The organism is Mucilaginibacter sp. P2_D11, from assembly GCF_056404435.1.
The window spans coordinates 487358-512997 of sequence record NZ_JBFUEA010000001.1 but is presented as its reverse complement, the minus strand read 5'-3'; the positions used below and the strand labels follow the sequence as shown (position 1 = coordinate 512997).

The following is a 25640-nucleotide window of genomic DNA, read 5'->3' as shown; positions in this document are numbered from 1 at the left end:
CTAACCGTTTTGTTCTGTCCGGCCATACCGGCTTCTATTTGTTGCTTGCGGCAGCTTTCTGTTAAGGCTACGGCTATTAAAATGGCGGCAGCTATGTATATCTTTTTCATGGCGATAGATGTTTAGTATAGGTATGACGTAAGTTGCATGCGCACTGTTACAATTACATCGGCATAAAAACGAATTATTATATTTATTTGATATAAGTTTGCCCTCCTTTTTGCAACTTTACTTTTATGGCAATAGCATACCGGCACCAGATTGATGATGATACAGAGTTTGCCCTCTGGCGTATCGAAGAAGGGGCCGACGAATTATACAGCCAGCTGCAATTAGATGAGCACGAAAAAGCCTTTACCAAACAGCTGAGCAAAGGCAAACGCTACCTGCACTGGCTGGGTACCCGCGTACTGCTCCGCAAAATGCTGCGCACCGAGGAGTATATAGATTGCAAGGTGGATAGCCACGGCAAGCCTTACCTGGTTACGCTGCCCTACCACATATCGCTAAGTCACTCTTTTGATTATGCCGCCGTGATGATAAGCAAAACCAGTCCGGTAGGTATCGATATAGAACAGATCAAAGAAAAGGTGGAGCGCATTGCCAATAGGTTTATGAGCGAGGATGAACTGGCCTTTATTCGCGAGCAAAATAAAATCGACCAGCTATACGTGTGCTGGTGCGCTAAAGAGGCCGTTTACAAATGCTACGGGCAAAAGGAAGTATCCTTTTTGGATAATATAATGCTGCAGCCTTTCGCCTTCGAGGGGCATGGCGTAGTGGATGCCAAACTGCAAAAAGGCGCTGTAGATAGGACCTACGAGGTGAATTATATCAAATACGAAGATTACATGATAGGATACGTGAAAGAGCAAGCGTGATGAAGAACAAAAAAGTAATACTACAAGATTGGGGCCTTACCGACTATAAAACAGCCTGGGAAAGGCAGGAGCAGCTGTTTGCCGAAACCGTTGCCCAGAAGACCGCAATACGCAACCGCCAGCAATTAGTCCCCGCAGGGGATGATTCTGTAGAAGAAATCCTCACGCCCAATTATCTGGTTTTTTGCGAGCACCCGCATGTGTACACCCTGGGCAAAAGCGGCAAAGCCGAGCACCTGCTGTTGGATGAAGAAGACCTCAAGCAAAAAAATGCCGTTTATTACCCCATAAATCGCGGCGGCGATATTACCTACCATGGTCCGGGCCAGATTGTAAGCTACCCTATTTTAGACCTCGACAATTTTTTTACAGACATACACTTGTACCTGCGCACACTGGAAGAGGCGGTTATACTCACCCTTGCCGATTATGGGCTCACCGCCGGCCGCTACCCGGGCTATACCGGTGTTTGGTTCGATGCTGATAACGATAAGGCCCGCAAGATATGCGCCATGGGCGTACGCTGCAGTCGTTGGGTTACCATGCATGGGCTGGCCATGAACGTAAACACCAATCTCGATTATTTCAAAAACATCGTCCCCTGCGGCATAGATGACAAGGCCGTAACCAGCATGCAGCAGGAATTGGGCCACGAAGTAGATTTAAATGCAGTTCAAAAAATCCTTACCGGGCATATTTCCGTATTGTTTGGTATGGAGGTAATATGAAGCACTTATTAGCAGCGATATTTATAGCAGGCGCCTTTTTGGGCTGCAAAAAACAAATACAAGCACCCGTGACGTATAATAACAGCAACCCGAGCACGCCGCCCGTTGTCGTCGTGGATAACCTTACCTATTTGGCGCTTGGCGATAGCTACACCATTGGCGAGGCGGTAAATGCATCCCAATCGTACCCATACCAATTGGCGGCGTGGTTGACTCAGGCGGGCCATAATACCGCTAACCCTACCATCATCGCCCGCACCGGGTGGACTACCGACGAACTGATCAACGCCATCAACACCAGCGGTACCGCAGGCAAAAAATACAGCATCGTAACCCTGCTTATCGGCGTGAACAACCAATACCGCGGCTACAGCAAAACGGTTTACCGCAGCGAATTCGCCAAGCTTTTAAGTACCGCTATCGATTATGCCAACGGTAATAAATCGCACGTATTCGTTATCTCCATACCCAATTGGGGCCTAACGCCATACGCAAGCGGTAATGACCGCAAAGCCATCGGCGATGACATCGCGCAATTCAACGCCATCAATAAAGACGAAACCAACAAACAAGGCGTAGCCTGGGTAGATATCGGCCCGGCGTACAGCAAAACTACATCGGATGCTAGCCTCACTGCGGGCGACGGTCTGCATCCCGCCGCTGGTATGTACAGCTTGTGGGTACAGGCATTGGCACCTGTGGTGTTGGATAATCTGAAATAAACTCTACTGTGTAGACATGCAATATTTTGCGTCTCTATCCCCAATATTTCTCCATAATTGTTAGTTAATTGTGCAGAACAATAGCTTGTCGGCCCCGGCTATTTGTGGTAATTTTAACCCCTTATCGCCAGCCCCGTGATATTGTCAGACAAACGCATCCTCGAAGAAATAGAAAAAGGTACCATCATCATAGAACCCTTTGACCGCGAATGCCTTGGCACCAACTCTTATGATGTGCATCTGGGCAAACACCTCGCTACTTATAAGGATCGCGTGCTTGATGCCAAACTGCATAACGAGATTATCGGCTTCGAGATACCTAAAGATGGCTTTGTGCTGCAACCCAATACCCTGTATTTGGGCGTAACGGTGGAATACACCGAAACACACCAGCACGTACCCTTTTTGGAGGGGAAATCGAGCACGGGGCGGTTGGGCATAGATATACATGCCACCGCAGGCAAGGGCGACGTAGGCTTCTGCAACACCTGGACGCTGGAAATCTCCTGCGCGCAGCCCGTAAAAATTTACGCAGGTATGCCTATTGGTCAGCTCATTTACTTTGTGGTAGAGGGCGAGATAGAAACACTCTACAATACCAAAAGCAACGCCAAATACAACAAGCCTACCACCCGCCCGGTAGAAAGTATGATGTGGAAGAACAAGTTTTAACCTATATTAGTTTCTGTATAAGTATTGCAGCCAATTAGCGTTGTAATGCAGTACGTTTACCTCTATCTGTTATGGCATTCAAAAAACTTTTTTCCGGCATATTACTGGCTGCCTGCGTAGCAGGTATTTTTGGTTTCGCGGCAATAGATGAGCCCATTGGCAAAATACAGCAGCAGCTGGCAAAATGGGCCGATAATAACCCCTTAGAGAAAGCATACCTGCACTTAGATAAACCCTACTACGCCGCCGGCGACGATATTTGGTTTAAAGCCTATGTTGTCAGTGGTAGCTACCACGAGTTAACTGCCCTTAGCGGGGTACTGAATGTGGACCTGACAGATGCCGCCGGCACCATAAAACAATCCCTTAAACTGCAACTGGACAAAGGCACCGCCGCAGGCGATTTTGCCCTGCCCGATACCCTGCAGGCCGGCATTTATCACCTCCGCGCCTACACCAATTACATGCGCAATGCGGGCAGCGAATATTTCTTCGATAAGGAAATCAGCGTCATCAATACCATCAGCAATGCCAATACCGTAACTACGGGTAAAAGCATGCCGGGTAAAGCCGCACCGGCGGGGGCAATAGTTGCCGCGCCATCCCTGCAGTTCTTCCCGGAGGGTGGCTCGATAGTAGTTGGAGTTGAATGCAATATGGCCTTTAAGGCAATGGGCACCGATGGCCTGGGCGTGGATGTTAGCGGCACAGTAGCCAACAGCCAGGGCAAACAGGTAGCCACGTTCAAAAGCAGTCATTTAGGTATGGGCGTATTCAATTTCGTGCCGATGCCGGACGAGCGTTACACCGCTGCCATAACTTATGCCGACGGCGCGAAAAGCGCCATCAGCCTGCCGCAAGCAACAGAAACAGGTTATGGGCTCGCTATTACCGATGCCGATGCGCAAAACCTATCCGTAAGGATAACTACAGCACGGGCAACCATGCAACAGAACCCCAACCGCGTATTGAGCCTGGTAGGGCAAAGCGCCGGCAAGGTTTACTATGCCGGCAAAAGTACGCCAGGCAGCCGCGAGTTCAAGGCTATCATCCCAAAAAGCAAATTCCCGGCTGGCATAGCGCAGTTTACCCTCTTTACAGATTCGGGCGAACCATTGAACGAACGTATCGTATTCATCAACCGCGAGCAATTGAAACTAAATCTGGCTGCCGATAAACCGGTATCCTCCCCGCAGCAAAAAGTAAAGATTGATTTAAGCGCATTAAGCGGCGATAAACCTGCAATGGGCAGCTTCTCAGTTTCGGTTATCGATGAAAGCCGGGTACCGGTGGATCAGGACAGCGAGAACAATATCTTAGCAGGCTTGCTGCTTACCTCTGATTTGAAGGGCTATATCGAAAAACCTGCTTATTATTTCAATAATACAGGCGATAAAGCGCACGCCGATTTAGATGTATTGATGCTTACGCAAGGCTATCGCCGATTCGAATGGAAAGAAATTATGCAGGACAAGTTTGCGTCGGTTGCATTCCAGCCAGAGACAGCCTTGCAGGTATCCGGCACCATTACCACGCCCGGCGGCAAGCCCGTAGCAAACGCCAAAGTGCAGCTGATAGATATCGATAACGCCGCCTACCAGATTGATACCCTTACCGATGCGCGCGGCCGTTTTGCATTCACGGGCCTTGCCTTCGAGGATAGCATCCGGCTAATCATACAGGCCCGTACAGAAAAAAACAAACGCGATGTAGTCATCAAACTCGATTCAATCGCGCCGCCCGTTACCGCCGCCGGGCATGCTGCCACACAGGTGAGCATCAGCGATAGCTTATCGGTTTATGCAGGCAGCAGCAAGCAACTTTACGATATGCAGCGGCGCTTCGGCCTGGGTAATCATGTTGTATCTTTAAAGGAGGTAATCATCCGCGAGAAGAAGGTAGCCCTTAAGCATTCGGCCAACTTAAACGGCGCCGGCAATGCCGACCAGGTGCTGCTGGCGAAAGATTTGCGCAACTATGGCTGCGCCGTTTTAAGCGATTGCTTGCAGGGGCGCTTGCTGGGTGTGATATTCCGCAATGGCATACCCTACTCTACGCGGGGTAACGGACCTATGCAGGTAATCCTGGATGGTATCTATGTAGAAGGCACCTTCTTAAACAGCATCAACTACAACGATATTGCCGCCATAGAGGTATTGCGCAGCGGATTTTCTTCAAGCATTTACGGCGGCAGGGGCGCAAATGGCGTAATCGTTATCACCACCAAACACGGCGACGAAAACGGCGACACCTACAATGGCCCGGTAGCCGGCCGTGGCATCAAACCCTACTATCCCAAAGGCTACCTAAAAGCACGCACCTTCTATTCACCGCAGTACGATCAGCCCAAAGTAAACAAACAACTGGCCGACCTCCGCAGCACTATCTATTGGAACCCCTACGTGATTACTGATGCGCAGGGCAAAGCCTCATTCGAATACTTTAACGCCGGCGGCAAGGGCACTTATCGCGTGGTGGTAGAAGGTATAGATACCGACGGTAACCTCGGCAGGCAGGTTTACCGCTATAAGGTACAGTAACAATTTCTTTACCGTAAATTAGCACGATTTAATTTTCTTAGGGATTAAAACCTTTGGTATATTGGCGATGTAAAACAACACTTACCCTAAGCCCTATGAAGATTGCCCTCCGCCTGCTATCCTTTATTATTATCGTATCGTCGACATCGGCATTTGCCCAGCAGGATAGCTCCTTTTTAAGCACCGCTGTTAACAACCTCAAGGCTACGTACAATGCCAAACCCGTCGAAAAGGTTTATCTGCACCTGGATAAGCCCAACTACATCCCCGGCGACACCCTATGGTTTAAGGCCTATGTAGTAGTTGGCAAAACCCACGCGCTATCTGCTTTAAGCGGTGTTTTATATGTAGAATTGATTAGTCCTACCGACTCCGTAGTAAAGCGTATTAACCTCAGGCTAACTTCGGGCATCGCCATGGGCGATTTTGCTTTATCCAATAAACTGAAGCCTGGCAACTACAACATCAGGGCCTACACTGCCTGGATGCGTAACGCCGGGGCCGATTACTTTTACAACCAACGCATAAATATAGGCGGCATTACGCCCGGCCAGGTGGCTGCTATAGCCGCCAAAGTGAATCCCGATGTGCAGTTTTTCCCCGAGGGCGGCGAACTGGTAAACGGCGTACGCTCCAAAGTAGCTTTTAAGGCTGTCAACCCAAACGGTTCGGGCGAAAATATCAAAGGCAGCATTGTAGATAACGACGGCAACCTGGTGGCCGAGTTCGAAAGCGCGCATGCAGGCATGGGCGTATTTGCCCTGTTGCCGCAACCGGGCAAAACCTATTCAGCCAAAGTACAGCTCGCAGACGGGCGCACCTTTAACGTACCACTGCCGAAGCCGCAGGAAGCGGGCTACGTGCTATCGGTAAACAACACCCGCGCCGATAGCCTTTTCCTACGCGTATCAGTCAACGCCCAGCAATTGCAGGCCAAACGGAACAGCAGTTTCTTTTTGGTTGGCCAAAGCGGCGGCGAGGTGTATTTTACCGCAGCAGGCACCTTAAAAACCCCTGTTTTCGGCGCGGGAATAGATAAGGCGCGTTTCCCATCGGGCATCGTGCAGTTTACCCTCTTTGCCGATGGTCAGCCCGTGAATGAGCGCATCGTATTCGTGCAGAATAACGATACACTGAAGATGGCGCTTTCATCCAACAGCAAAACATACGGCGCACGTTCGCCGGTGAAGCTCAGCTTTAATGTAAAGAACGATGAGGGCAAGCCGGTTGCCGGCACGTTTTCGGTAGCAGTAATCAACGAGAGCCGCGTTGGCGCCGATGAAACCATCGAGGGCTCTATATTCAGCCATCTGCTGCTTACTTCCGATTTGAAGGGTTATGTCGAGAAGCCCAACTACTACTTTGTAAACACGACCGATGCCAAACGCGCCGAACTGGATATGCTGATGCTTACCCAGGGCTACCGCCGCTTTGAGTGGAAACAAATCATTGCCGCGCCCGATGTCCGCATAGCCAATAAGCCCGAAAAGAACCTTAGTCTGGAGGGCACCATCAAAACCACCGGTGGCGGCGTAGTTGCTAATGGTAAGCTGATGCTCACTTCCATCCGCGAAAACACCATACTGGATACCGTTACCGATGCTGGCGGCAATTTTAAATTTACCGACCTGGTGCTGTCTGATACCGCCAAGATTGTATTGCAGGCCCGCAAGCAAAACAATGGCAAACGGGTATCCATCTATGTAAAACAGCCCGATTATCCTAACCTACTTAAAAGCAATGCACAGGATGCGGCTAATAACGATCTGTCGCCCGATGCTTTGCAAAGAAGTTATGCGGCTTACCAAAGCCAGCTGCACGATGATTCGTTGAAATATGGCAAGCAACTGGGCCCGGTGAACGTTACCGCAAAAAGACTTGCAAAGCCCGATAATTATAATTTAAACGGCACAATGCCGGAGCGGTTGGTTGACATGAAGCGTATAAAGGATTACGTAGCTATAGATCAGGCCCTGTTGCGGGGCGTGCCGTTTTTGCAGATACACATGAATGGTAACTTAACGTATGAGGGCAATCCGGTATCCATAGTTTTAGATGGTATCAAGGTATCTATGGATATGTTATATGCCTACCTGCCTGGCGAAATCGACAACATACGGCTGGTTTCGGCAGGCGGTTTCGAAGATGGCGGGCCGCGGCCGGGCTATATCGTAATTCAAACAAAAAAACGCGCAGGTGCCGATACCACCGAGCTCAAACAGGTAACCATTACAGCCAAGAAGATAAAGAAAACCGAGGTTACCCGTTCATCAAACCTGCACGGCGCAGGCAATGCCGACCAGGTACTTATGGGCGACCAGCTGGCGGGCAATTGCGCCTACTTAGCCGATTGCCTGCGCAGTAAGCTGTTCGGCATAAGCTTTAAGCCCGATGGAACGCCGGTAAATAGCTCGCGCGGCGTCAATGCAGATATGGTAATCATAGTAGATGGAAACCAACTGCAGGGCAGCGAACTTAACAACATCAACGCGGCCGACGTAAATAGCATAGAGGTGCTACGTACTAATTTCGCTAAATCTATCTACGGCGATATTGGGGGCGGTGCATTAGTCATCACCATGAAGAATGGCAGCGAACGCAAATACCTCACCGCAGATTCACCCACCGGGCTCATCACCTATCCGTTCAAAGGATATTATAAGGCACGCACCTATTACACGCCAAAATATACCGCAGCCAATAAGGATAGCGGCATATTGGATCTGCGATCGGGCATATACTGGAAACCCAATGTGCTGACCGGGGCCGACGGTACCGCCATGTTCGATTACTTCAATGCCGATACCAAGGGAACCTACCGAGTGATCATTGAGGGCATAGACGATGACGGCAACCTGGGCAGGCAGGTGTACCGATATAAGGTGGAGTAATTGGCCTTAACGCTTTAGTTTTGAAGTTTTTTGAGTAAATTTGCCCTTCATATGTCAACTGAAGTACAGGAAGAAACGCTCACCCTCGAAGAGATACTGGCCGGGCTGAAAGAGATGCACCGCCTCATTTTATGGAATGACGACCATAACACCTTCGATCATGTGATATACTGCATGATAAAGTACCTGGATTATTCCGAATCCCAGGGCGAGAAAATTGCCTGGAAAGTACACAACGAGGGCAAGTGCGCCGTGCTTGAGGGCTCATTTACCGAAATGGAAATATACCGCAAGATATTGCAGCAAGAGGGGTTGACCGTCAGCGTAGATTAATCCATCCTGCCGATGAGCGATATACTGCAAACCGAACGCCTTAGCCTGAGGCAGCTCATCACCGCCGATGCGCCCTTTATACTCCAATTACTCAATACCCCCGGCTGGCTTAAATTCATCGGCGATAAAAAAGTATATACCCTTTTTGATGCTGAAAATTACCTATTGAGCGGCCCCATAAAAAGTTACCACGACAACGGTTTCGGCCTGTATTTAATAGCCACCAAAGACGAGGAGGAACCCATTGGCATGTGCGGCATCATCAAGCGCGATACGCTCGATTGCCCTGATATAGGCTACGCATTGATGCCCCAAGCCATAGGCAAAGGTTACGCTTACGAAATAGCTGCCGCCGTACTCCAATATGCGCAACAAGATTTAAAGCTACCCGCTTTATGCGCCATTACACTCCCCATCAATACCCCATCAAAAAACTTGTTAGAAAAGCTCGGCTTTCAAAACCAGGGGCCGTTTATGATGGCCGGTAGCACCGAAACGCTGTTGCTCTATCGTATTTGAGGCGCGCATAGGCACTAAATACCATCGGTTAAAAACAGCTATTCATCTATACAAAGGGGCGGTCTATCTATCCTGTTTCCTCCACAAAAATATTTTATGGTCTTTTGCTGGCGTCCAACCAGGTTTACGGGTAAACCATGAGATTGGGTTTAGTTGAGGTTATTGATTTATCGGTAACGGTGCGCCCTGCGTGAGATACAGGGCGCATTTTTTATGCCCCTGCCTACATGGTTTTTTTCCAGGTTTTATTTTGCAGAAATGCTGGAAAAACCCGGTGGAATTTAGGGCTGCCGGAGGTAAATCTACTTGCCCGAATGTCTCTTCTAACACAGGCTTAAATTTGCCAAAACACCTTAAAAAATCTGTGTTTTTCGGAGCTTTTTAGGTGTTTTTCGCAATTTTTATGGCTTTTCCTGTGCGGGCATCAAAAGGGCCAAATTCGCATGGAATGGCTGTTTTCGGCAAAAACCGGCGTGTAAAGGCCGAAAAAAAATTCCAGCTTTTTCCAATAAATCGCACATTTCCAGCTATAGATTTCCAGGAAATTCCAGCGCTGTTTGCATGGCAAAAGCATCCAAAAGCTATATGTGAATTGTTGCTATCGATGTTGACCCAGTGTGCTTCGCTTCTTGACGCAACTAAATCACATTCAACACCCGTGTTGTCGCACCTATGGTGCAAGGGTATAAACGGCATTGCCTCCTAACATTTATTGCATCAACCTTAACATTCGAGGTCGGCCTTATTGCTTCATGTTTCCTACTTTTATGCACCGGTTAAATCTAGTATATGAAAATTATCGCCATTTGGTTCGTATTGGCCCTTGCAGCAGCAGGCAGCGTTTTTGGGCAGTCTGCATCCTCTCCCCTCCCTGTGCTCATCCACAAAAATGGCCGCCATGCGCTGCTGGTAGATGGTAAGCCCTTTTTTATGCTGGGCGGGCAGGCCCATAACTCCAGTGCCTGGCCGCGCATGATGCCCCAGGTTTGGGCAGCCGCAGAAACCATGCATCTTAACACCCTCGAAGTGCCCATTTACTGGGAACAGATAGAAGCCACGCAGGGCAAGTTCGATTTCTCGGTAATAGATACGCTGCTGGTACAAGCCCGGCAGCATAAAGTGCGCTTGGTGCTCCTTTGGTTCGCCACCTGGAAAAACGGCAGCAACCACTACACCCCGCAGTGGATGAAAGCTGATGCCGCCAAATATCCAAACGTAACCGGGCGCAAAGGGCAGCCGGTAGATTCGCCCTCGCCGCACATAAAAGCTACGCTGGATGCCGACATCAACGCCTTTACCAACGTAATGCGCCATCTGAAAAAGGCCGACCCGCAGCATACCGTGATTATGGTGCAGGTAGAGAACGAACCTGGCGCCTGGGATACTATGCGCGATTATAGTCCCCTCGCCCGCCAACTGTTCGAGGGTGCGGTACCCGCCGAACTACTGAAGCCAGGCGTATTAGCCGCACTGAACCACACCGGCAGCAACCAGGGCAACTGGCAACAGGTATTTGGCGACAGGGCCGACGAGTACTTCCACGCCTGGAGCGTGGCCAGTTTCATTGGCAAAGTTGCAGCAGCAGGCAAAGCTGTTTACCCGCTGCCCCTATACGTGAACGCCGCCCTGCGCGACCCGCTGACTAACCCCATGGCCAACAGCTACGAAAGCGGCGGCCCAACTGACAACGTGATACCGATATGGAAAGCTGCCGCCCCGGCTATAGACATACTAAGCCCGGATATTTACCTGCAAGGCAGCGAACGGATATTGAAAGTACTGGAGCTTTACGGTAGGGCCGATAATGCCCTCTTCGTGCCAGAGGCCAGCATAACGCCAGATATGGCCAAATATCTTTACGAGGTGATTGCCCGCGGCGGCATAGGCTTTTCGCCCTTCGGCATCGACAGCAACCACCCCGATGCCAAACGCACCGAACCAACCGACCGCCTTTCCCCTTACGCGCAGGAATACACAATGGCTGCCCCCATGATGCGCGAACTGGCGCAATGGGCCTTTGAGGGCCGCATAAGCGCGGTTGTAGAGCGCGAGGATAACGCCAAACAAACCATCAACCTGGGTGCCTGGGAAGCCACTGTAACCTTTGGTAGCGGCTGGCGCGGCAACGATGCACAGGCAAATGCCAAGCCCCTTGGCCGTGCCATGATCGTAAAACTAAGCGAGGACAAATTCATCCTGATAGGATCGCTTTGCCATATCACCTTTAAGCCGCTGGGCAGCAACGCCGGCAAAGTTTGGCAATATGTAAAAGTAGAAGAGGGCCGGTACAGCAATGGTGCGTTCAGGCCCATCCGCATACTCAACGGCGACGAAACCGACTGGGGCGGCCCACGCTTCGGCGAAACGCCAACGGTGCTGCAGGCAACGCTTAGCGTAAGGTAGCAGCCCGGTAGCAGAATTCCAGGCACTGTTAACGCGCTTGAAAGAAAAACACTAAAAAGAAAGCCGCATTGTAATGCATACAACGCGGCTTTTTTTTTAGTCCCTTGCCTGTTATTTCTTCAGGCCTATTTCCCTTAGCCTTTCATCCAGGTATTCGCCGGCGGTGATATCGGTATAAACCTTGGGGTGTTCAGCATCAATGGTTGATGGCAGGCTGGTTAAATCCATATTTGATTTGGGGTGCAGGAAGAAAGGTACCGAAAACCGGGAGTTCTTCATCTGCTCGCGCGGCGGGTTTACTACACGGTGGGTGGTAGATTTCAGTTTGTTGTTGGTGAGCCTCTGCAGCATATCGCCCACGTTCACCACCAAATCCTCGCCGAAAGCGGTTACCGGGAACCATTTGTTTTCGCGGGTAAGCAGCTCAAGGCCGTCGGCGCTGGCACCGATAAGCAACGTAATCAGATTTATGTCTTCGTGCGCCCCTGCACGTACGGCATCGTCAGGCAAAGCATCCGGGTTTTCTATCGGGAAGTAGTGCAGCGTGCGCAGTATAGAGTTGCCGTGGGCAACTTTATCGTCGAAGTAATCCTCCGGCAGTTCCAGGTAAACGGCTATCGCACGCAGCAGGTGCTTGCCGGCGGCTTCCAGCTTTTTATAAACCTCTTCGGTAGTGCTATTGAACTCCGGCAGTTCGGCCACTTCCATGTTATCGGGATAGTCTTCTTTGCTGGCGGTAGTTTCGGGGTCTACCTGGCCTATCTGCCAAAACTCTTTCAAATCGGGTACCTTGAAGCCTTTTGCCGTTTCTTTGTTTTTGCCGGTGTAACCGCGCTGGCCTGCAAGCGCTGGTATCTCGTATTGCTGTTTTACGGCCTCGGGCAATGCAAAAAGTGCTTTTACCTGCTCATATAATTTATCCATCAGCTCTTTGCTCAACCCGTGGTTGGTTACGGTAACAAAGCCCGTTTGGTTAAAGGCTGCGCCGATGCTGTCAGAAAATTGCTTCTTTTCGTCGGCGGTGCCGTTTATATAGGTATTAAGATCGAGACGGGGAATGTTTACGGTGCTCATAAGTGTGTTGTATGATTATTGCGTACAAAATTATCAAAAGAAAAATGCTTTGGTATGACCGGGGAAAAAAATGTAGGCCTGCATTTTGCTATACAATATAAGGCTTAAAACTATTTATTGTTTAAACGTTTTGTATTTCGGCAAGTCATACTTGCAAATAAGCCTATTACACCTGAATTATTATGAAAATATTAACCAAAATATGGGGGACAGCACTATTAGCCATACTATTGATGGCTATAGCCCCTGCAAAAACTTCCGCACAAAGCGGTGGCCAATACATCTCCACGCAGGAGTTCTACGATCAGCTTTCGCCCTATGGCATATGGGTTTACGATGCCAAATACGGCGACGTGTGGGTGCCTGATGTTGACGAGGATTTTCGCCCTTATGCCACCAACGGGCATTGGGTGTACACTTCGTATGGCAATACCTGGGTATCTGATTATGATTGGGGATGGGCTGCTTTCCATTATGGCCGCTGGACTTTTGACGATTACTACGGCTGGGAATGGGTACCCGGCAATGAATGGGCACCTGCCTGGGTTGACTGGAGAGAAGGCGACGGCTACTATGGCTGGGCACCGATGACACCTGAAGTGGCCTTTAATGCATCATATGATGATGATTATTTCGACACCTATTCTACCCCCGATTTTTATTGGTCGTTTGCGCCGTACGCTTACATTAATTATACAAACGTATATCAATACTGCGTGCCATATGCACGTGTACATACTATATACGGGCGCAGTAATTTTATCCGCAATACATACCGGTATAACAACCGTGTGTATGTAAGCGGCCCACGCCGCGACGAGATACAGCGTTATACCCGCAGGCCGGTAAGGTTGTACACCATCAATAATGCCGACCGACCATCGCGCAACAGCTTTAACCGCAATACAGTTAATTTTTACAGGCCCGATGTACGCCGGGATAGAGGCGCACGCCCTCAACGCGTGATAGATGGTGCAGCCTACAGGCAGCAGAACCCTAACCAACAGATAGGCGGCCACGACAGTCGCAACAGGCAGGTTACGCAGCGCGGGAACGTAGCCCGCCTGGCCAACGAGGTGCGTTCTAACGATAGCCGCTTTATACGCCCTAACAACCGTGCAGGTATCAACGCACCGGTATTGAACGGAAACCCGGGCAATGGCCAGGGCAGCCAAAACGGGCAGCAAGGTAACGGCGGTTTTAACCGCAGAGGAAACACAGGCAATGCCGGCCAGCAAGGTAATGGCGGTGTTAACCGTAGGCCAAATAACGCAGGCACCACCGGCCAGCAAGGCGATGGCGTAAGACAGCCACGCAGGCCTACCGACGTAAATAACCAACAACAACAAGCCGACCAGCAACGCCAGCAGCGCGATCAGCAACAACAGCAGATGCAGGTGCTGCGCGACCTGCAACAGCAACAACAGGTTCGTGACCAGCAGGCTGAGCAACTGCGCCAACAAAGGCAGCAGGCAGATCAGCAACGCCAACAACAGCAAGTTGGCGATCAGCAAAGGCAACAACAGCAACAGGTTCGTGACCAACAAGCTGAACAACTACGCCAACAAAGGCAGCAGGTGGATCAGCAACGCCAACAACAGCAAGTTGGCGATCAGCAAAGGCAACAACAGCAACAGGTTCGTGACCAACAAGCTGAACAATTACGCCAGCAAAGGCAGCAGGCAGATCAGCAAAGGCAACAACAGCGGGGCCGCGATCAACAGCAAATTGGCGACCAGCAAAGGCAACAAGCCCAACAACAGCGGGACCAACAGGCTGAGCAATTACGCCAACAACAAGCTCGCGATCAACAAAGGCAGCAGGCAGATCAGCAACGCCAACAGCAAACCGACCAGCAAAGGCAGCAGCAACAGCAAGCCCGCGATCAGCAGGCTGAGCAGCTACGTCAACAGCGCCAGCAACAGGCAGAACAACAAAGGCAACAACAGCAGCAAGCCCGCGACCAGCAAGCTGAACAGCTACGCCAACAGCGCCAGCAACAAGCTGAGCAACAAAGGCAACAGGCCGAACAACAACGCCAACAGCAGGCTGAGCAGCAAAGACAACAGGCAGAGCAACAACGCCAGCAAGATCAGCAACGCGACCAACAAAAGCAGCAAGATCAGCAACGCCCTCAGCGGCCTGCCCGACCTTAATATAACTTAAGAGCAAATTGAAAAAAAGCGGCCCGGAAAATACATTCCGGGCCGCTTTTTATATTCGTTTTTTTTGGAAGGACTACGGTGTTACGATAAAGCTGCCAACCAGCAGCGCCAAAACCTGGTCTTTGGTTAACGGTTCGTCAAAAGCACCGGTAACTACAGCTGCCGAAGCCAGGGAGCTTAAATTTACGCCGCCTTGCGTTACGTTTTGCTCGCCATCGTAATTGCCGTTTGCGGCAGCAACACCGGTATCATTACCTAATGATGCTGTGCTAACGATGTAAGGTTTAATGGTAGGCATGGCGGTAGCACCGTTGGCAATATCGTTGCGCAATTTACGTATAGCCGAGGCATGCCTTGCTTCAACAGCGTGGATACCTAACGCCGCGGTTAACACCACCTGGTTGCCCAATAAATTGGGGGCCTGGCCTTTGTATGCGCGCACGCCGGTATCTTCAAACACCTGAGCGACTGCTAAAAATGTATTATAGTTTGAGAAAACCGTAGGGAACGGCCCGCCGCCTTTGTTATTGCCGCCGGTAAAATCAACGGTTGGCGCACTAACTGCTGTGCCGCCCGATGCTGCGATTACGTTCTTCAGGAAGGTAACGTGCAGGTTCTCGTCATTAGTAACCTTGGAGATGTAAGATTGATCTGCCGAAGGTATCAAGCCGGCGGTAGCCATCCCTTTATTGTAGAAGCCCGCTTCCAGGTACTCCAGCGTAAGGGCAAAATTAAGAACATCCACAACCGGGGTAGATGCCGCGGCGCCGTATGCCTTTTTAAACATGGTACCTAAGGCAAAGGGCATTGCTGCCAGGGCTACTTTAGAGCCAAAGCTGGTGATGTTTTTGATAGCGGCACGGCGTGGGTTCAACTTATCGTGTATCTCCGGATCAACTTTTTCTATTCCGTCTAGTATGTTAAATAAATTCATGGCAATGTGGGATTATTTTAATGGGTAATTAAAACTGGCTGCATAAACTTTAGTTTTAAGCAGCGTATTGGCGGCAGCTAGTACCTGGGCAATAGTCGCCGATCGGTTGATGCCGTTCTCGTCTACCTGGTCGGGCTCAACAAAAGTGCCGGGGGTAATTAGGTTGGCAATCAAAGCAGCGTGCCTTGCCTCCACAGAAACTATCTTACCTGCAATGGTTAAATAATCTGGGTTCTGGATAAGGTACCCTGCACCATCGTAGGCGGTAACGCCTGTATCCTCCAGTGTTTTGGCGGCTTTAAGCACCTGGCTGCGGTCGCTGAAGTTAATGGTAGAGAAATCGGGTGTTAAAGATACGATAGCAGATGAGCCTAAAGCCGTCTTGAAAAAATCGCGGTGCAGCACTTCATGGTCGCGGATATCGGTAAGGTAGGCCGTTTCGGCAATGCTTATGCCGCTGTAAGGCGTAGCAATTACCTGCAGGTAAAATGCGGCCTCTAATTGCTCAAGAGCGTAGGCATAGTTTAAGATACCGATATCTCCCATTCCGATATCGATATGAGGGAGCGCGCTGGTATCTACAGGAAGGTTGTCGTAGCTCTTGCGGCATGAGGATGCACCCAGCACTGCCACCGCAGCTGCGCCGGTACCGGCATAACGTAGGAATGACCGCCTGGCCATATTTACGCCGCCTGTTGTTTGGTTAGTTTCTGTTTTCATAAGTACAATTATTAGCTTGTAGGTTTCAATTATGAAGATTAACGAATGCTAGCAGTTAAGGGATTTAACTTGCCGGAAAACTTATCAGCCAAAACGGGAGTAGCTAAAAAAGGCGTAAGCTTTTTAAAACAAAAAAAGGCCGGAAAACTCTCGCAGTATCCCGGCCCTACATCTACCTATGAAAAACACCCTTTGAGAAGGGTATTAACTCTAATTCAATCTTTGTGCCGAAACTCAAAAAGGCTTAATTCTAACGAAAAAAGGCCCTTTTATAAATGCCGCATAATTAAATTGTGGAAATTGCTTCACGTTTTATGGTGTGTATTTCCCCAAACCGATAATTTGCATTATAAAAAACACAATTGCAGCCAATTAGTTGTTATTAGGTAATTGCAGTACAAGCTCCCAATATCACAGCAGATGGATTATAATGTATATTTATTAGCCACCGACCCCAAGAACCCCTGCCGGGACGTAATCCATTCGAGGGACACCAGCCTGAAAATAAGGGTGTACTGCCTGAATAACGACACCTTTAGCGCCGATGCCAACGAGATACAGCTATATGGCTATGCCCATGATAAGCTATATGCTTTCGAAACCATCCATATTTCTGCCGAGGATGCCCTGGATGTGGTGAGTGCTATACAATGGTATGCCGATTATATCGACTTCCCCGAGATGGAAATCTTGCCCGAGGACCCCAGGCAGGGGCAAGACCTGGCCGTATAAGCCCGTACAACAGTCTCACTATCTACAACTTAAAAATATTTTAAATTTTTTTTTGCGGGTGAAGAAGCAATTTCTATATTTGCAATCCCAAAACGAAGGGATTTATCCACGAGTAGAAAGGGAAATAAAAAAGGGAGTTTAGCTCAGCTGGTTCAGAGCATCTGCCTTACAAGCAGAGGGTCACTGGTTCGAACCCAGTAACTCCCACAGAAGCCTCACAGAAATGTGAGGCTTTTTTGTTGCATTGCGCTTTCCTGTCTTTGCCTTTTTTTTTAGACTTCCAAACAAGTACATTGCTGCCATTAAACCCATTTTATGCCATCGCAATCAGACGAAAAAAAAAGTGTCATCGTAGCTATTTTAGATTGTTTAAGATTTTTTAATCCCGGCATAGGGAGCTATCAGAAAAGTGTTTATACCGAGGACTTCGATTATTCTGTAAAACTCACGAATGGGCGGATAAGGCTCCCGGAAAATTTCGTTCATGATTTTGAAAAATCCGCCTTATCCACAAACGATGAAGCATACGGCACCTTAGCGAAAGGTTTTATACCGAACGAATTACCGCTTGAAATTGAAGTTTTTACGGAGACTATAGCCGCACCGCAAAACCTGGAAAAAGAACATAAGAAACCTATAACCAATTATTGGATAGCCGTTTTGGCCCTGGCGCTGATCGCAATGGCAGGGCTTTACTTGCATTCAAGTTCTCAAAAGGAACGGGAGGCGACAATTATGAGGGAAGTTTTAGAGAAAGAGCATCAAAAAGCAGCTGCAAGGGATAGCTTACGAAAGGAACAGGAACGGATTAGGAAAGAACGGGAAAGGGAGATAGCCAGGATCAATATTTACAGCCAGGTATCGGAAGAGCAAAACAGCTACCATGTTGCCTGGTTATTTGGCGGTATTACCGACCTTAAAATTACGGTTACCAATAATTCGGACTATACCCTCGATATGGTGAAAGTAAAAGTGAGTTACATAAAAGCAAGTGGCGGCCTTTACAAGGAAGAGTACGTTTCTTTTAATAAAATCGAGCCGCACTCGTCGGTAACAGAGGCCGCGCCCGACAGCGACAGGGGTACAAGCGTTACCATTGAAAGGACGGCATTAGTTTGCTCGGAGCTTGCGTTATATTGAACCCATATCGTTATACTCCTCGCAAGTGATTTAATGGAAAAAGAGTTGCGCTCCTAACACTCCGGTAAACTAATCGGGATATTTATCGCCAGCCCACCATCCGATGTTTCTTTGTATTTGGAATTCATATCCAGGGCGGTGTGCCACATGGTGCGCACTACGGCATCCAGGCTTACTTTGGCTTTATCGGGGTTGCTTTGCAGGGCCAATTGGGTTGCGGTAATGGCTTTTATGGCACCCATGGTGTTGCGTTCTATGCAGGGAACCTGTACCAGTCCCCCTATAGGGTCGCAGGTGAGGCCCAGGTGGTGCTCCATGGCAATTTCGGCGGCCATGAGTACCTGCCGTTGACTGCCGCCCAAAACTTCGGTTAGTGCAGCTGCGGCCATGGCCGATGATACACCAATTTCGGCCTGGCAACCGCCCATAGCTGCGGATATAGTGGCGCCTTTTTTAAATATACTCCCCACTTCTGATGCAGTGAAAAGGAACTGTATAATCCTATCCTCGTCGAAGCCATCGCAAAAGCAAATGAAGTATTGCAGCACCGCCGGTATTACTCCTGCTGCGCCATTAGTAGGCGCGGTAACTACGCGGCCAAAGCTGGCGTTCTCTTCGTTAACAGCCAGGGCGAAACAACTCACCCAATCTAATATATTCTGGAAGCTGTTACCTGTTTCGCGGATGGCGGCCACCCACTCTGCATAGCTATTATAGGTGCGTTTGCCCAGCAGGCGTTTATTGAGCGCGCATGCACGGCGGGCAACATTGAGGCCGCCGGGCAGGTTGCCGGGGGTATGGCTGCCGCGGTGCATGCACTCCTGCATTACTTTAAATATCTGGAGTACGCCTGCGTGCGTTTCGGCTTCGCTGCGCCAGGCCAGTTCGTTCTCGGCAACTACTTCCGATATCTTGAGGCCGGTTTTCAGGCACCAGTGCAGCAAATCGCCGGCGGTATCAATAGGGAAGGGCAAATCTACTTCCGCCTTATGCGAAGCATCGGCACCCTCCTTTACCACAAAGCCGCCGCCGATTGAATAGTAGGTTGCCGTTACCGCTTTACCGTTGCTGAGGAAAGCCTGAAATGTGACGGCGTTCGGGTGAAAAGGCAGGCTCTCGGTAAACAAAAACAACATATCATCCTCGAAATGGAAGCTGATAGCTTTTGTACCGCCTAATAGCAATTGGTGGCTGGTGTTTATATGCGCAATCTTGCTGTCAATTTTATCTACCTCAAAAGTAACCGGGTCGTCGCCACTTAGGCCAAGCAGTATGGCAATATCGGTGCCGTGGCCTTTGCCGGTTTTGGCCAGCGAGCCATACAACAGCACTTTTATCTCCACCACCAAAGGCAATGCGCCCTCTTGGGTAAGCTGGGCCACAAATTGCTGCGCCGCGCGCCATGGGCCAAGCGTGTGCGAGCTGGATGGCCCAATGCCTATCTTAAACATATCGAATACAGAAATTTGCTCGCGTTGCATGGGCGTAAAGATAGGGTTATACGGGCTGTTTAACCAACAATAAACATGGCGGACAATTAAAGCAACTTATCCTATTTGCGGGTTCAGGTTCAGTAAAACGTGCTGATGATCTTTGATAATGGTTTGCAGGAATTTATAATTATTCAGGCCTTCGGGCGGGGTGATATCCAAATGATCCTGGATTTTTTTAGCCATATTATCCACGAATGCCATATTGCCCGTTTTGAGAAAATGCCTGATTACCTCGTGCACCAAAGCGATGTCCTGATCAGAAAGGTTTGTCGCTTCCATAAAAACGGGCTGGTATTCTTCATCAGGCAGGGCGGTGTTAAGCTCGTTTATGCCGGCCTTAGGTTTGGTTTTGATTAGGGTAGTATTCGCAACTATATCACCTATGCGCTGCTTGTTCTCGGTTACGGCTACAGAAAATATGGCCACTGCGGGCACCGCCAGCGTAAAATCGGCCGCACGGAAGAGGTAACGCAGCAAGTATTGCCCCAGGCGGGGCCTGCCCCCGTCAAGGCTCACCACCCTTATCTTCATCACGAATTTGCCCAGGCTTTGCCCGTTGAACACTACCTCGCATATCAGATCGTAAAAGGCATAGAACACGAAAAACAATATCTGCGGTAGCGTAAAGCCAAACAAAACCGACTTTGACATAAAAACATCAAACAGCCACAGGTAAATAAGCCACAGGGCTAAAAACAAAGCATAGTCTATAATGCGGGCGATGGTGCGCTCGCCAATACCGGCAACTTCGTAGTCAATATCAATATTTTGGGCCGTTTTTATCCTGATGGTATGCATACCTAACAAATATACTTTCCAATTATCATTTATTTAATTGGCATTTACTTTTTTGTTGTTATTTTAAACAAAAATATCCTAAGCCACAGAAGCAATGAGAGAGGCCCTGTTTATTAAGCAACGTACCGAAAAATGGAAGGAGTTCGAGAACATCCCCGGCAACGATCCGGATGTGCTGGCCAGCCAGTTTATCATGATAACCGATGACCTTGCTTACGCCAAAACCTTCTACCCTAAATCAAACACTACCAACTATTTAAACGGGCTGGCATCGCGGTTTCATCAAAGCATCTACAAAAACAAAAAGGAGGACCACAACCGTTTCCTGCTTTTTTGGAAGGCAGAACTGCCTTTACTTTTTTACCAATACCGCATGCAGCTGCTCTACTCGTTTATCTTTTTTTTTACCTTTTGCATGATGGGAGCACTCTCTGCCAAGTACGATGATACCTTTGTGCGGTTGATATTGGGCGACTACTACGTAAATATGACCAACGAGAACATCGATAAAGGCGACCCCTTTGGCGTGTATAAAGATAAAGATCAGGTGATGATGTTCTTCCAGATAGCCGAAAACAACCTTTATATCACTGTAATCAATTTCGTTGCCGGGATCTTCTTATCTGTGGGTACGCTTTACATTTTATTACAAAATGCCATTATGCTGGGTTCTTTCCAATATTTTTTCATCGCCAAAGGCCTGGGGCTGCAATCTTTACTGGTTGTATGGATCCATGGGACCCTTGAAATATCCTGCATTATCATAGCCGGGGGTGCGGGGCTCATTTTGGGCAATAGCCTTATCTTCCCCAAAACTTACAGCCGGATAGCTTCGCTTAAAAAAGGCGCAGCCGACGGCATGAAGATAACGCTGGGCATATTACCCATAGTGGCACTGGCAGCAATTTTCGAAAGCTTCGTAACCCGCCACACCGAAATGCCCAAATGGCTTAGCTGCAGCATCCTGCTCGGCTCTTTTTTATTCATCATAGGCTACACGGTTGTGTACCCAGCCATGTTGGCCCGTAAACTTAATATCCCCCAAAAATGAAACCGAATATAGAACTGAGGCAGGCGCGCAATTTCGGCGAGATCATCAACGATAGCATCCTCTTCGTTACCCAAAACTGGAAACCGTTATTGAAAGCTTTCTTTGTTTTTTGTGGCTTTTTTATGGCCGGTAACATCATCTTCTCCATATTGATGCAACTGAAAGTGGTAGCCATACACAAAAACGATCTTAGCGATTACCGCCGTTCGGGGCTTTCGTTCCTGGGTGTAGAGTATCTGATGGTGCTCCTGTTCTCGTTCCTCAACATTATATCCATCATCACAACCAGCCTTTGCTATGTTGCTTTATATAAAGAAAAGGGCAACCAGCCACCCAACGTTGCTGAAGTTTGGGTGTACTTCAAATACTATTTTTGGCGGGTAACCTATTCTGTCCTTATACTGGGTATCATATTGATGTTTGCCATATTCATATGCTTTTTGCCGGGGATGTTTTTCGTCACTATAGCCGGCAGCATGGTTGGCGGCTTTGTTGCATTCTTCTGCGTGTTGCTGCCGATGGCTTACTTTATTACGGTATTAACGTTATTGTTCCCCATCATGATTATGGAGAACGGCGGCCTTTGGTATTCCTTCGGCAAATGCTTCAGGCTAATCAAAAGCCGTTGGTGGAACACTTTCGGCGTGGTTTTCGTAACCGCTATTGTAGTGTATGCGGCCTACCTGCTGGTTGCATTGCCGTTCGGCGTGGCATCGGGCGGCAGCGTCCAGTTCCTGGCTTACAACGTTAACACCTACATTATCGTAATCTATAGTATTGTGATAAGCCTGATGCAGGCAATAAACATATTACCCATGGTAACAGCCGGCATTACTTACTTTAGCTATGTGGAAGAGAAAGAAAGCCTGGGCCTTTGGGAGCGCATAAACGCCCTTGGCGACGCCGCAGCAACAATTACTTATCCTGACGAAACCCACGACGAGTACTGATGGATATGCGCAGATTTTTATTGATGCTCTTGTTTGTTTTTGGGGTGATATCTATTACTTATAGCGCACCCGGCAAACCCGCGCTCAAAAAACCCGCAGTAATACGGGTTGATAGCAGCAGGGTGCAGCAGCGCTATTTCGACAACAAAAAGATAAGCGGTTATTCAAAAGACCCAGAGCTTAAATACGACAAGAACGATTTGGAAGGCGAGAGCCTTTGGGATCAGTTTTGGCGTGCTTTTTGGCGTTGGGTAAACAGGCACCTGTTTGCCAGTAAACAAACAACCGATTTAGTTTATTACATCATCATCGGCATAGGCGTATGCTTAGCCACCTATATTTTGATGCGCGTATCCGGGATCAGCACATCGTCGTTACTGCGGGGCAAGGCGAGGGCTGTGCCGCTACATTATTCAGAATCTACCGAAGATATACACCTGTATGATTTCGATAGTGAAATAGAAAAAGCGGTGGCTGCGGGCAACTACCGGCTGGCCGTGCGCCTGTACTATTTGTACACCCTGAAGCAACTGCACGATGCCCACCTGATAAACTGGAAGATAGAAAAAACAAACTCTGCATACCTGGGCGAAATACCCGATGGAGAAAGGCGGCAGCTCTTCGGCTTGCTTACCCACAGGTTCGAGTACATTTGGTACGGCAATTTCTACATCGATACCAACGCTTTTAACGAGCTGAGTGCGCAATTCAAGCAATTCAAAAAGGCTATCAAATGAAAGATTTTAAAGTCTACCTCAGCATAGCCTCTATATTCCTGCTGGTTTACCTGGTGGCCGAGTATAAACGCCCCAAACCAATCGACTGGACACCCACCTTTCTGAAAAAGGACAAGATACCCCTGGGTACTTATGTGCTATACAATCAGCTGCGCGATATTTTCCCCAGAGCGGATATAAAAACATACCGCGAGCCGGTGTACAATGTACTGGCCGACCATGGTATCAAACACGCCACGTACATCATCATTGCTGATGAAGTAAACATTGACAAAGCCGATTATAAAAAACTCAGTGCCTTTATAAAACAAGGTAATGATGTTTTTATAGCGGCCACTTATTTTGGCGATGTTTTGGGCAAAGAGCTAAAGGTGGAAACGGATAGTTATTCGGAGTATCGCATGGATGACGATACCATCCATTTCATGAACCCAAGGCTCGATACCAACATCAATTACCTGGTACAAAAGGAGCTCCCCAGCGCTCATTTCGGGGCTTTCGATACGTTAAAAGCTGTTGTATTGGCGCACAACATCCATAACCAAAGCACGTACATCAAATTCCCTATGGGCAAAGGCGCGCTGTACCTTAACACCAACCCGCATTTGTTTACCAACTACAGTGTGCTGGGACAAGGTGGAGCATCATATGCATCTACGGCCTTATCATACTTAAAAACCGATAAGGATTTGATATGGGACGAATACTACACCCTGGGCCGCGATGGCGAGGAATCGGTGATGCGGGTATTTTTCAAATCGCCTCCCCTTAAATGGGCCTATTACCTGGCGTTTGCCACGCTCATTATATATGTGCTGTACCAAATGAAACGGCACCAGCGCATTATACCCATTGTTGAGCCATTGGCCAACAGTACCCTGGGCTTTGTGCAGGTAGTGGGCCAGCTTTACTACGAAAAGCGCAATAACCAAAACATCGCGCGGAAAAAAGCAAGCTATTTTTTAGAACACCTGCGGCAGGATCACCGCCTGGTAACCACCGTACTCGACAAAGATTTTACCCAAAACTTTGCCAACAAAACCGGCATAGATTACGACCTTGCCGAAAAGCTGGTGGCCGCCATCAGTTACGTAGAACGCCATGCCGTAGTTACCGACCGCGAACTTATCCAACTAAACCTACTCATAGAAAATTATTACACCCAAACCGGCTCTTATGGAAAATGAAAATTTTGAACAGCGCACAGATCTTGGCAAGCTTAGCCATGCGGTTGCGCAAATAAAAGCAACCCTTGCCAAAATAATAGTAGGGCAACAACAGGTAATAGACCTCATTATTGCCGGCATACTGGCCGATGGCCATATACTGATAGAAGGCGTGCCCGGTGTTGCCAAAACGCTTACCGCTAAGCTTGTTGCCAAAGCCATAGATGCGAAGTATTCGCGCGTGCAGTTTACGCCCGATTTGATGCCGTCTGACGTGCTGGGCACATCGGTATTCAACCCGCAAAACGCCTCTTTTGAATTTAAGCGCGGCCCTATTTTCGGCAATATCATACTGATCGACGAGATAAACCGCGCGCCCGCAAAAACGCAGTCGGCCTTGTTTGAGGTGATGGAAGAGCGACAGGTGACCATGGATAGTCACACCTACAAAATGACCGAGCCGTTCATTGTGCTGGCCACCCAAAACCCGGTAGACCAGGAAGGCACCTACCGATTGCCCGAAGCCCAGCTGGACCGTTTCCTGTTCAAGATTGAGATAAAATACCCTTCGCTGGAGGAGGAAATAGCCATAGTAACCCAGCAGCATCAGCAAAAAACCATTGATCAGTTGAACCTGGTGGAACCTGTTTTGGCAGCGGAAGATATTATAGCCTTGCGGCAGCAGGTGCGCCAACTGTATGTAGAGCCGAAGCTATTGGCCTTTGCGGCGCAAATAACACACGAAACACGCAACAACCGTTCGGTTTACCTGGGCGGCTCGCCGCGTGCATCGTTGGCTATCATCAATGCGGCTAAAGCTATAGCAGCCATCAACGGGCGCGATTTTGTGACGCCTGATGATATCATTAAGGTTGCTGCCCCTGTTTTGAGGCACCGTATTATGCTTACGCCCGATAAGGAAATGGAAGGCGTATTGCCCGATGACGTGATAGTGCAGATCATTCAGAAAATAGAGATACCTCGATAAGCG

22 protein-coding genes and 1 tRNA gene are annotated in these 25640 nt (G+C 48.9%); 18 read left to right on the top strand and 5 right to left on the bottom strand.

The features are described 5' to 3' along the window. Positions 1-236 precede the first annotated feature (236 nt). From AC1DXC_RS02120 to AC1DXC_RS02080, 9 genes are all read left to right on the top strand, one after another. Positions 237-881 carry a 4'-phosphopantetheinyl transferase family protein gene (locus AC1DXC_RS02120; RefSeq protein ID WP_477457474.1) on the top strand — a complete coding sequence of 215 codons (645 nt, stop codon included), beginning with the start codon at positions 237-239 and terminating at the stop codon, positions 879-881. After that, complete coding sequence (lipB, locus tag AC1DXC_RS02115) at positions 881-1609, top strand: lipoyl(octanoyl) transferase LipB (protein ID WP_477457473.1); 729 nt, start codon at positions 881-883, stop codon at positions 1607-1609. Before AC1DXC_RS02120 ends, lipB begins: the two co-directional genes overlap by 1 nt. After that, complete coding sequence (locus AC1DXC_RS02110; RefSeq protein ID WP_477457472.1) at positions 1606-2331, top strand: SGNH/GDSL hydrolase family protein; 726 nt, start codon at positions 1606-1608, stop codon at positions 2329-2331. Before lipB ends, AC1DXC_RS02110 begins: the two co-directional genes overlap by 4 nt. A 135-nt stretch (positions 2332-2466) precedes the next feature. Then, positions 2467-3003 (top strand): dCTP deaminase, encoded by a 537-nt coding sequence (gene dcd, locus AC1DXC_RS02105; RefSeq protein ID WP_477457471.1) that lies wholly within the window; start codon positions 2467-2469, stop codon positions 3001-3003. Positions 3004-3074: 71 nt separating this feature from the next. Continuing rightward, positions 3075-5543 carry an MG2 domain-containing protein gene (locus AC1DXC_RS02100; protein WP_477457470.1) on the top strand — a complete coding sequence of 823 codons (2469 nt, stop codon included), beginning with the start codon at positions 3075-3077 and terminating at the stop codon, positions 5541-5543. Positions 5544-5638: 95 nt separating this feature from the next. Beyond that, a complete protein-coding gene (locus tag AC1DXC_RS02095; RefSeq protein ID WP_477457469.1) occupies positions 5639-8434 on the top strand; it encodes a hypothetical protein in 2796 nt (931 codons plus the stop codon). 51 nt (positions 8435-8485) lie between these two features. Further along, entirely contained in the window at positions 8486-8767 is a 282-nt protein-coding gene (locus AC1DXC_RS02090) for an ATP-dependent Clp protease adaptor ClpS (protein ID WP_477457468.1), read from the top strand. A gap of 12 nt (positions 8768-8779) precedes the next feature. Continuing rightward, positions 8780-9286, top strand: coding sequence for a GNAT family N-acetyltransferase (locus AC1DXC_RS02085; RefSeq protein WP_477457467.1), 507 nt, complete (start codon positions 8780-8782; stop codon positions 9284-9286). A 789-nt stretch (positions 9287-10075) separates the two neighbouring features. Next, the gene (locus AC1DXC_RS02080; RefSeq protein WP_477457466.1) at positions 10076-11689 is read left to right on the top strand and encodes a GH35 family beta-galactosidase; all 1614 of its coding nucleotides are present in this window, start codon (positions 10076-10078) and stop codon (positions 11687-11689) included. A gap of 111 nt (positions 11690-11800) precedes the next feature. Here AC1DXC_RS02080 and AC1DXC_RS02075 read toward each other — a convergent pair whose 3' ends face one another. Next, positions 11801-12763: an isopenicillin N synthase family dioxygenase gene (locus AC1DXC_RS02075; RefSeq protein WP_477457465.1), complete on the bottom strand. Its 963-nt coding sequence runs from the start codon at positions 12761-12763 to the stop codon at positions 11801-11803. 182 nt (positions 12764-12945) lie between these two features. On the opposite strand from AC1DXC_RS02075, the gene AC1DXC_RS02070 reads away from it, so the two are divergent. Continuing rightward, positions 12946-14919: a DUF6600 domain-containing protein gene (locus AC1DXC_RS02070; RefSeq protein WP_477457464.1), complete on the top strand. Its 1974-nt coding sequence runs from the start codon at positions 12946-12948 to the stop codon at positions 14917-14919. Between the two features lie 82 nt (positions 14920-15001). Here the strand turns inward: AC1DXC_RS02070 and AC1DXC_RS02065 are convergent, their stop codons facing one another. Beyond that, positions 15002-15862 carry a ferritin-like domain-containing protein gene (locus AC1DXC_RS02065; protein WP_477457463.1) on the bottom strand — a complete coding sequence of 287 codons (861 nt, stop codon included), beginning with the start codon at positions 15860-15862 and terminating at the stop codon, positions 15002-15004. 12 nt (positions 15863-15874) lie between these two features. Then, positions 15875-16582 (bottom strand): ferritin-like domain-containing protein, encoded by a 708-nt coding sequence (locus AC1DXC_RS02060; protein WP_477457462.1) that lies wholly within the window; start codon positions 16580-16582, stop codon positions 15875-15877. A gap of 420 nt (positions 16583-17002) precedes the next feature. Here AC1DXC_RS02060 and AC1DXC_RS02055 point away from each other — a divergent pair, with 420 nt between their 5' ends. The 3 genes from AC1DXC_RS02055 to AC1DXC_RS02045 all read left to right on the top strand — a co-directional run bounded on the left by AC1DXC_RS02055 (position 17003) and on the right by AC1DXC_RS02045 (position 18454). Beyond that, positions 17003-17314 (top strand): hypothetical protein, encoded by a 312-nt coding sequence (locus AC1DXC_RS02055; protein WP_477457461.1) that lies wholly within the window; start codon positions 17003-17005, stop codon positions 17312-17314. Between the two features lie 132 nt (positions 17315-17446). Further along, positions 17447-17521: transfer RNA gene (locus AC1DXC_RS02050), tRNA-Val, on the top strand. A gap of 108 nt (positions 17522-17629) precedes the next feature. Then, positions 17630-18454, top strand: a complete 825-nt coding sequence (locus tag AC1DXC_RS02045; RefSeq protein WP_477457460.1) for a hypothetical protein — start codon at positions 17630-17632, stop codon at positions 18452-18454. Positions 18455-18507: 53 nt separating this feature from the next. Here the strand turns inward: AC1DXC_RS02045 and AC1DXC_RS02040 are convergent, their stop codons facing one another. Then, entirely contained in the window at positions 18508-19935 is a 1428-nt protein-coding gene (locus AC1DXC_RS02040) for an L-serine ammonia-lyase (RefSeq protein ID WP_477457459.1), read from the bottom strand. Between the two features lie 66 nt (positions 19936-20001). After that, complete coding sequence (locus tag AC1DXC_RS02035) at positions 20002-20745, bottom strand: RDD family protein (protein ID WP_477457458.1); 744 nt, start codon at positions 20743-20745, stop codon at positions 20002-20004. A 94-nt stretch (positions 20746-20839) separates the two neighbouring features. Here AC1DXC_RS02035 and AC1DXC_RS02030 point away from each other — a divergent pair, with 94 nt between their 5' ends. The 5 genes from AC1DXC_RS02030 to AC1DXC_RS02010 are packed head-to-tail and all read left to right on the top strand — an operon-like array spanning position 20840 to position 25637. Then, positions 20840-21796 carry a stage II sporulation protein M gene (locus tag AC1DXC_RS02030; RefSeq protein WP_477457457.1) on the top strand — a complete coding sequence of 319 codons (957 nt, stop codon included), beginning with the start codon at positions 20840-20842 and terminating at the stop codon, positions 21794-21796. Next, positions 21793-22746 carry a hypothetical protein gene (locus AC1DXC_RS02025; RefSeq protein WP_477457456.1) on the top strand — a complete coding sequence of 318 codons (954 nt, stop codon included), beginning with the start codon at positions 21793-21795 and terminating at the stop codon, positions 22744-22746. Before AC1DXC_RS02030 ends, AC1DXC_RS02025 begins: the two co-directional genes overlap by 4 nt. A 5-nt stretch (positions 22747-22751) precedes the next feature. After that, positions 22752-23483 carry a hypothetical protein gene (locus tag AC1DXC_RS02020; protein WP_477457455.1) on the top strand — a complete coding sequence of 244 codons (732 nt, stop codon included), beginning with the start codon at positions 22752-22754 and terminating at the stop codon, positions 23481-23483. After that, positions 23480-24670: a DUF4350 domain-containing protein gene (locus tag AC1DXC_RS02015; RefSeq protein ID WP_477457454.1), complete on the top strand. Its 1191-nt coding sequence runs from the start codon at positions 23480-23482 to the stop codon at positions 24668-24670. The genes AC1DXC_RS02020 and AC1DXC_RS02015 overlap by 4 nt, the downstream gene beginning before the upstream one ends. After that, positions 24660-25637: an AAA family ATPase gene (locus tag AC1DXC_RS02010; RefSeq protein ID WP_477457453.1), complete on the top strand. Its 978-nt coding sequence runs from the start codon at positions 24660-24662 to the stop codon at positions 25635-25637. Before AC1DXC_RS02015 ends, AC1DXC_RS02010 begins: the two co-directional genes overlap by 11 nt. The last annotated feature ends 3 nt before the right edge of the window (positions 25638-25640 follow it).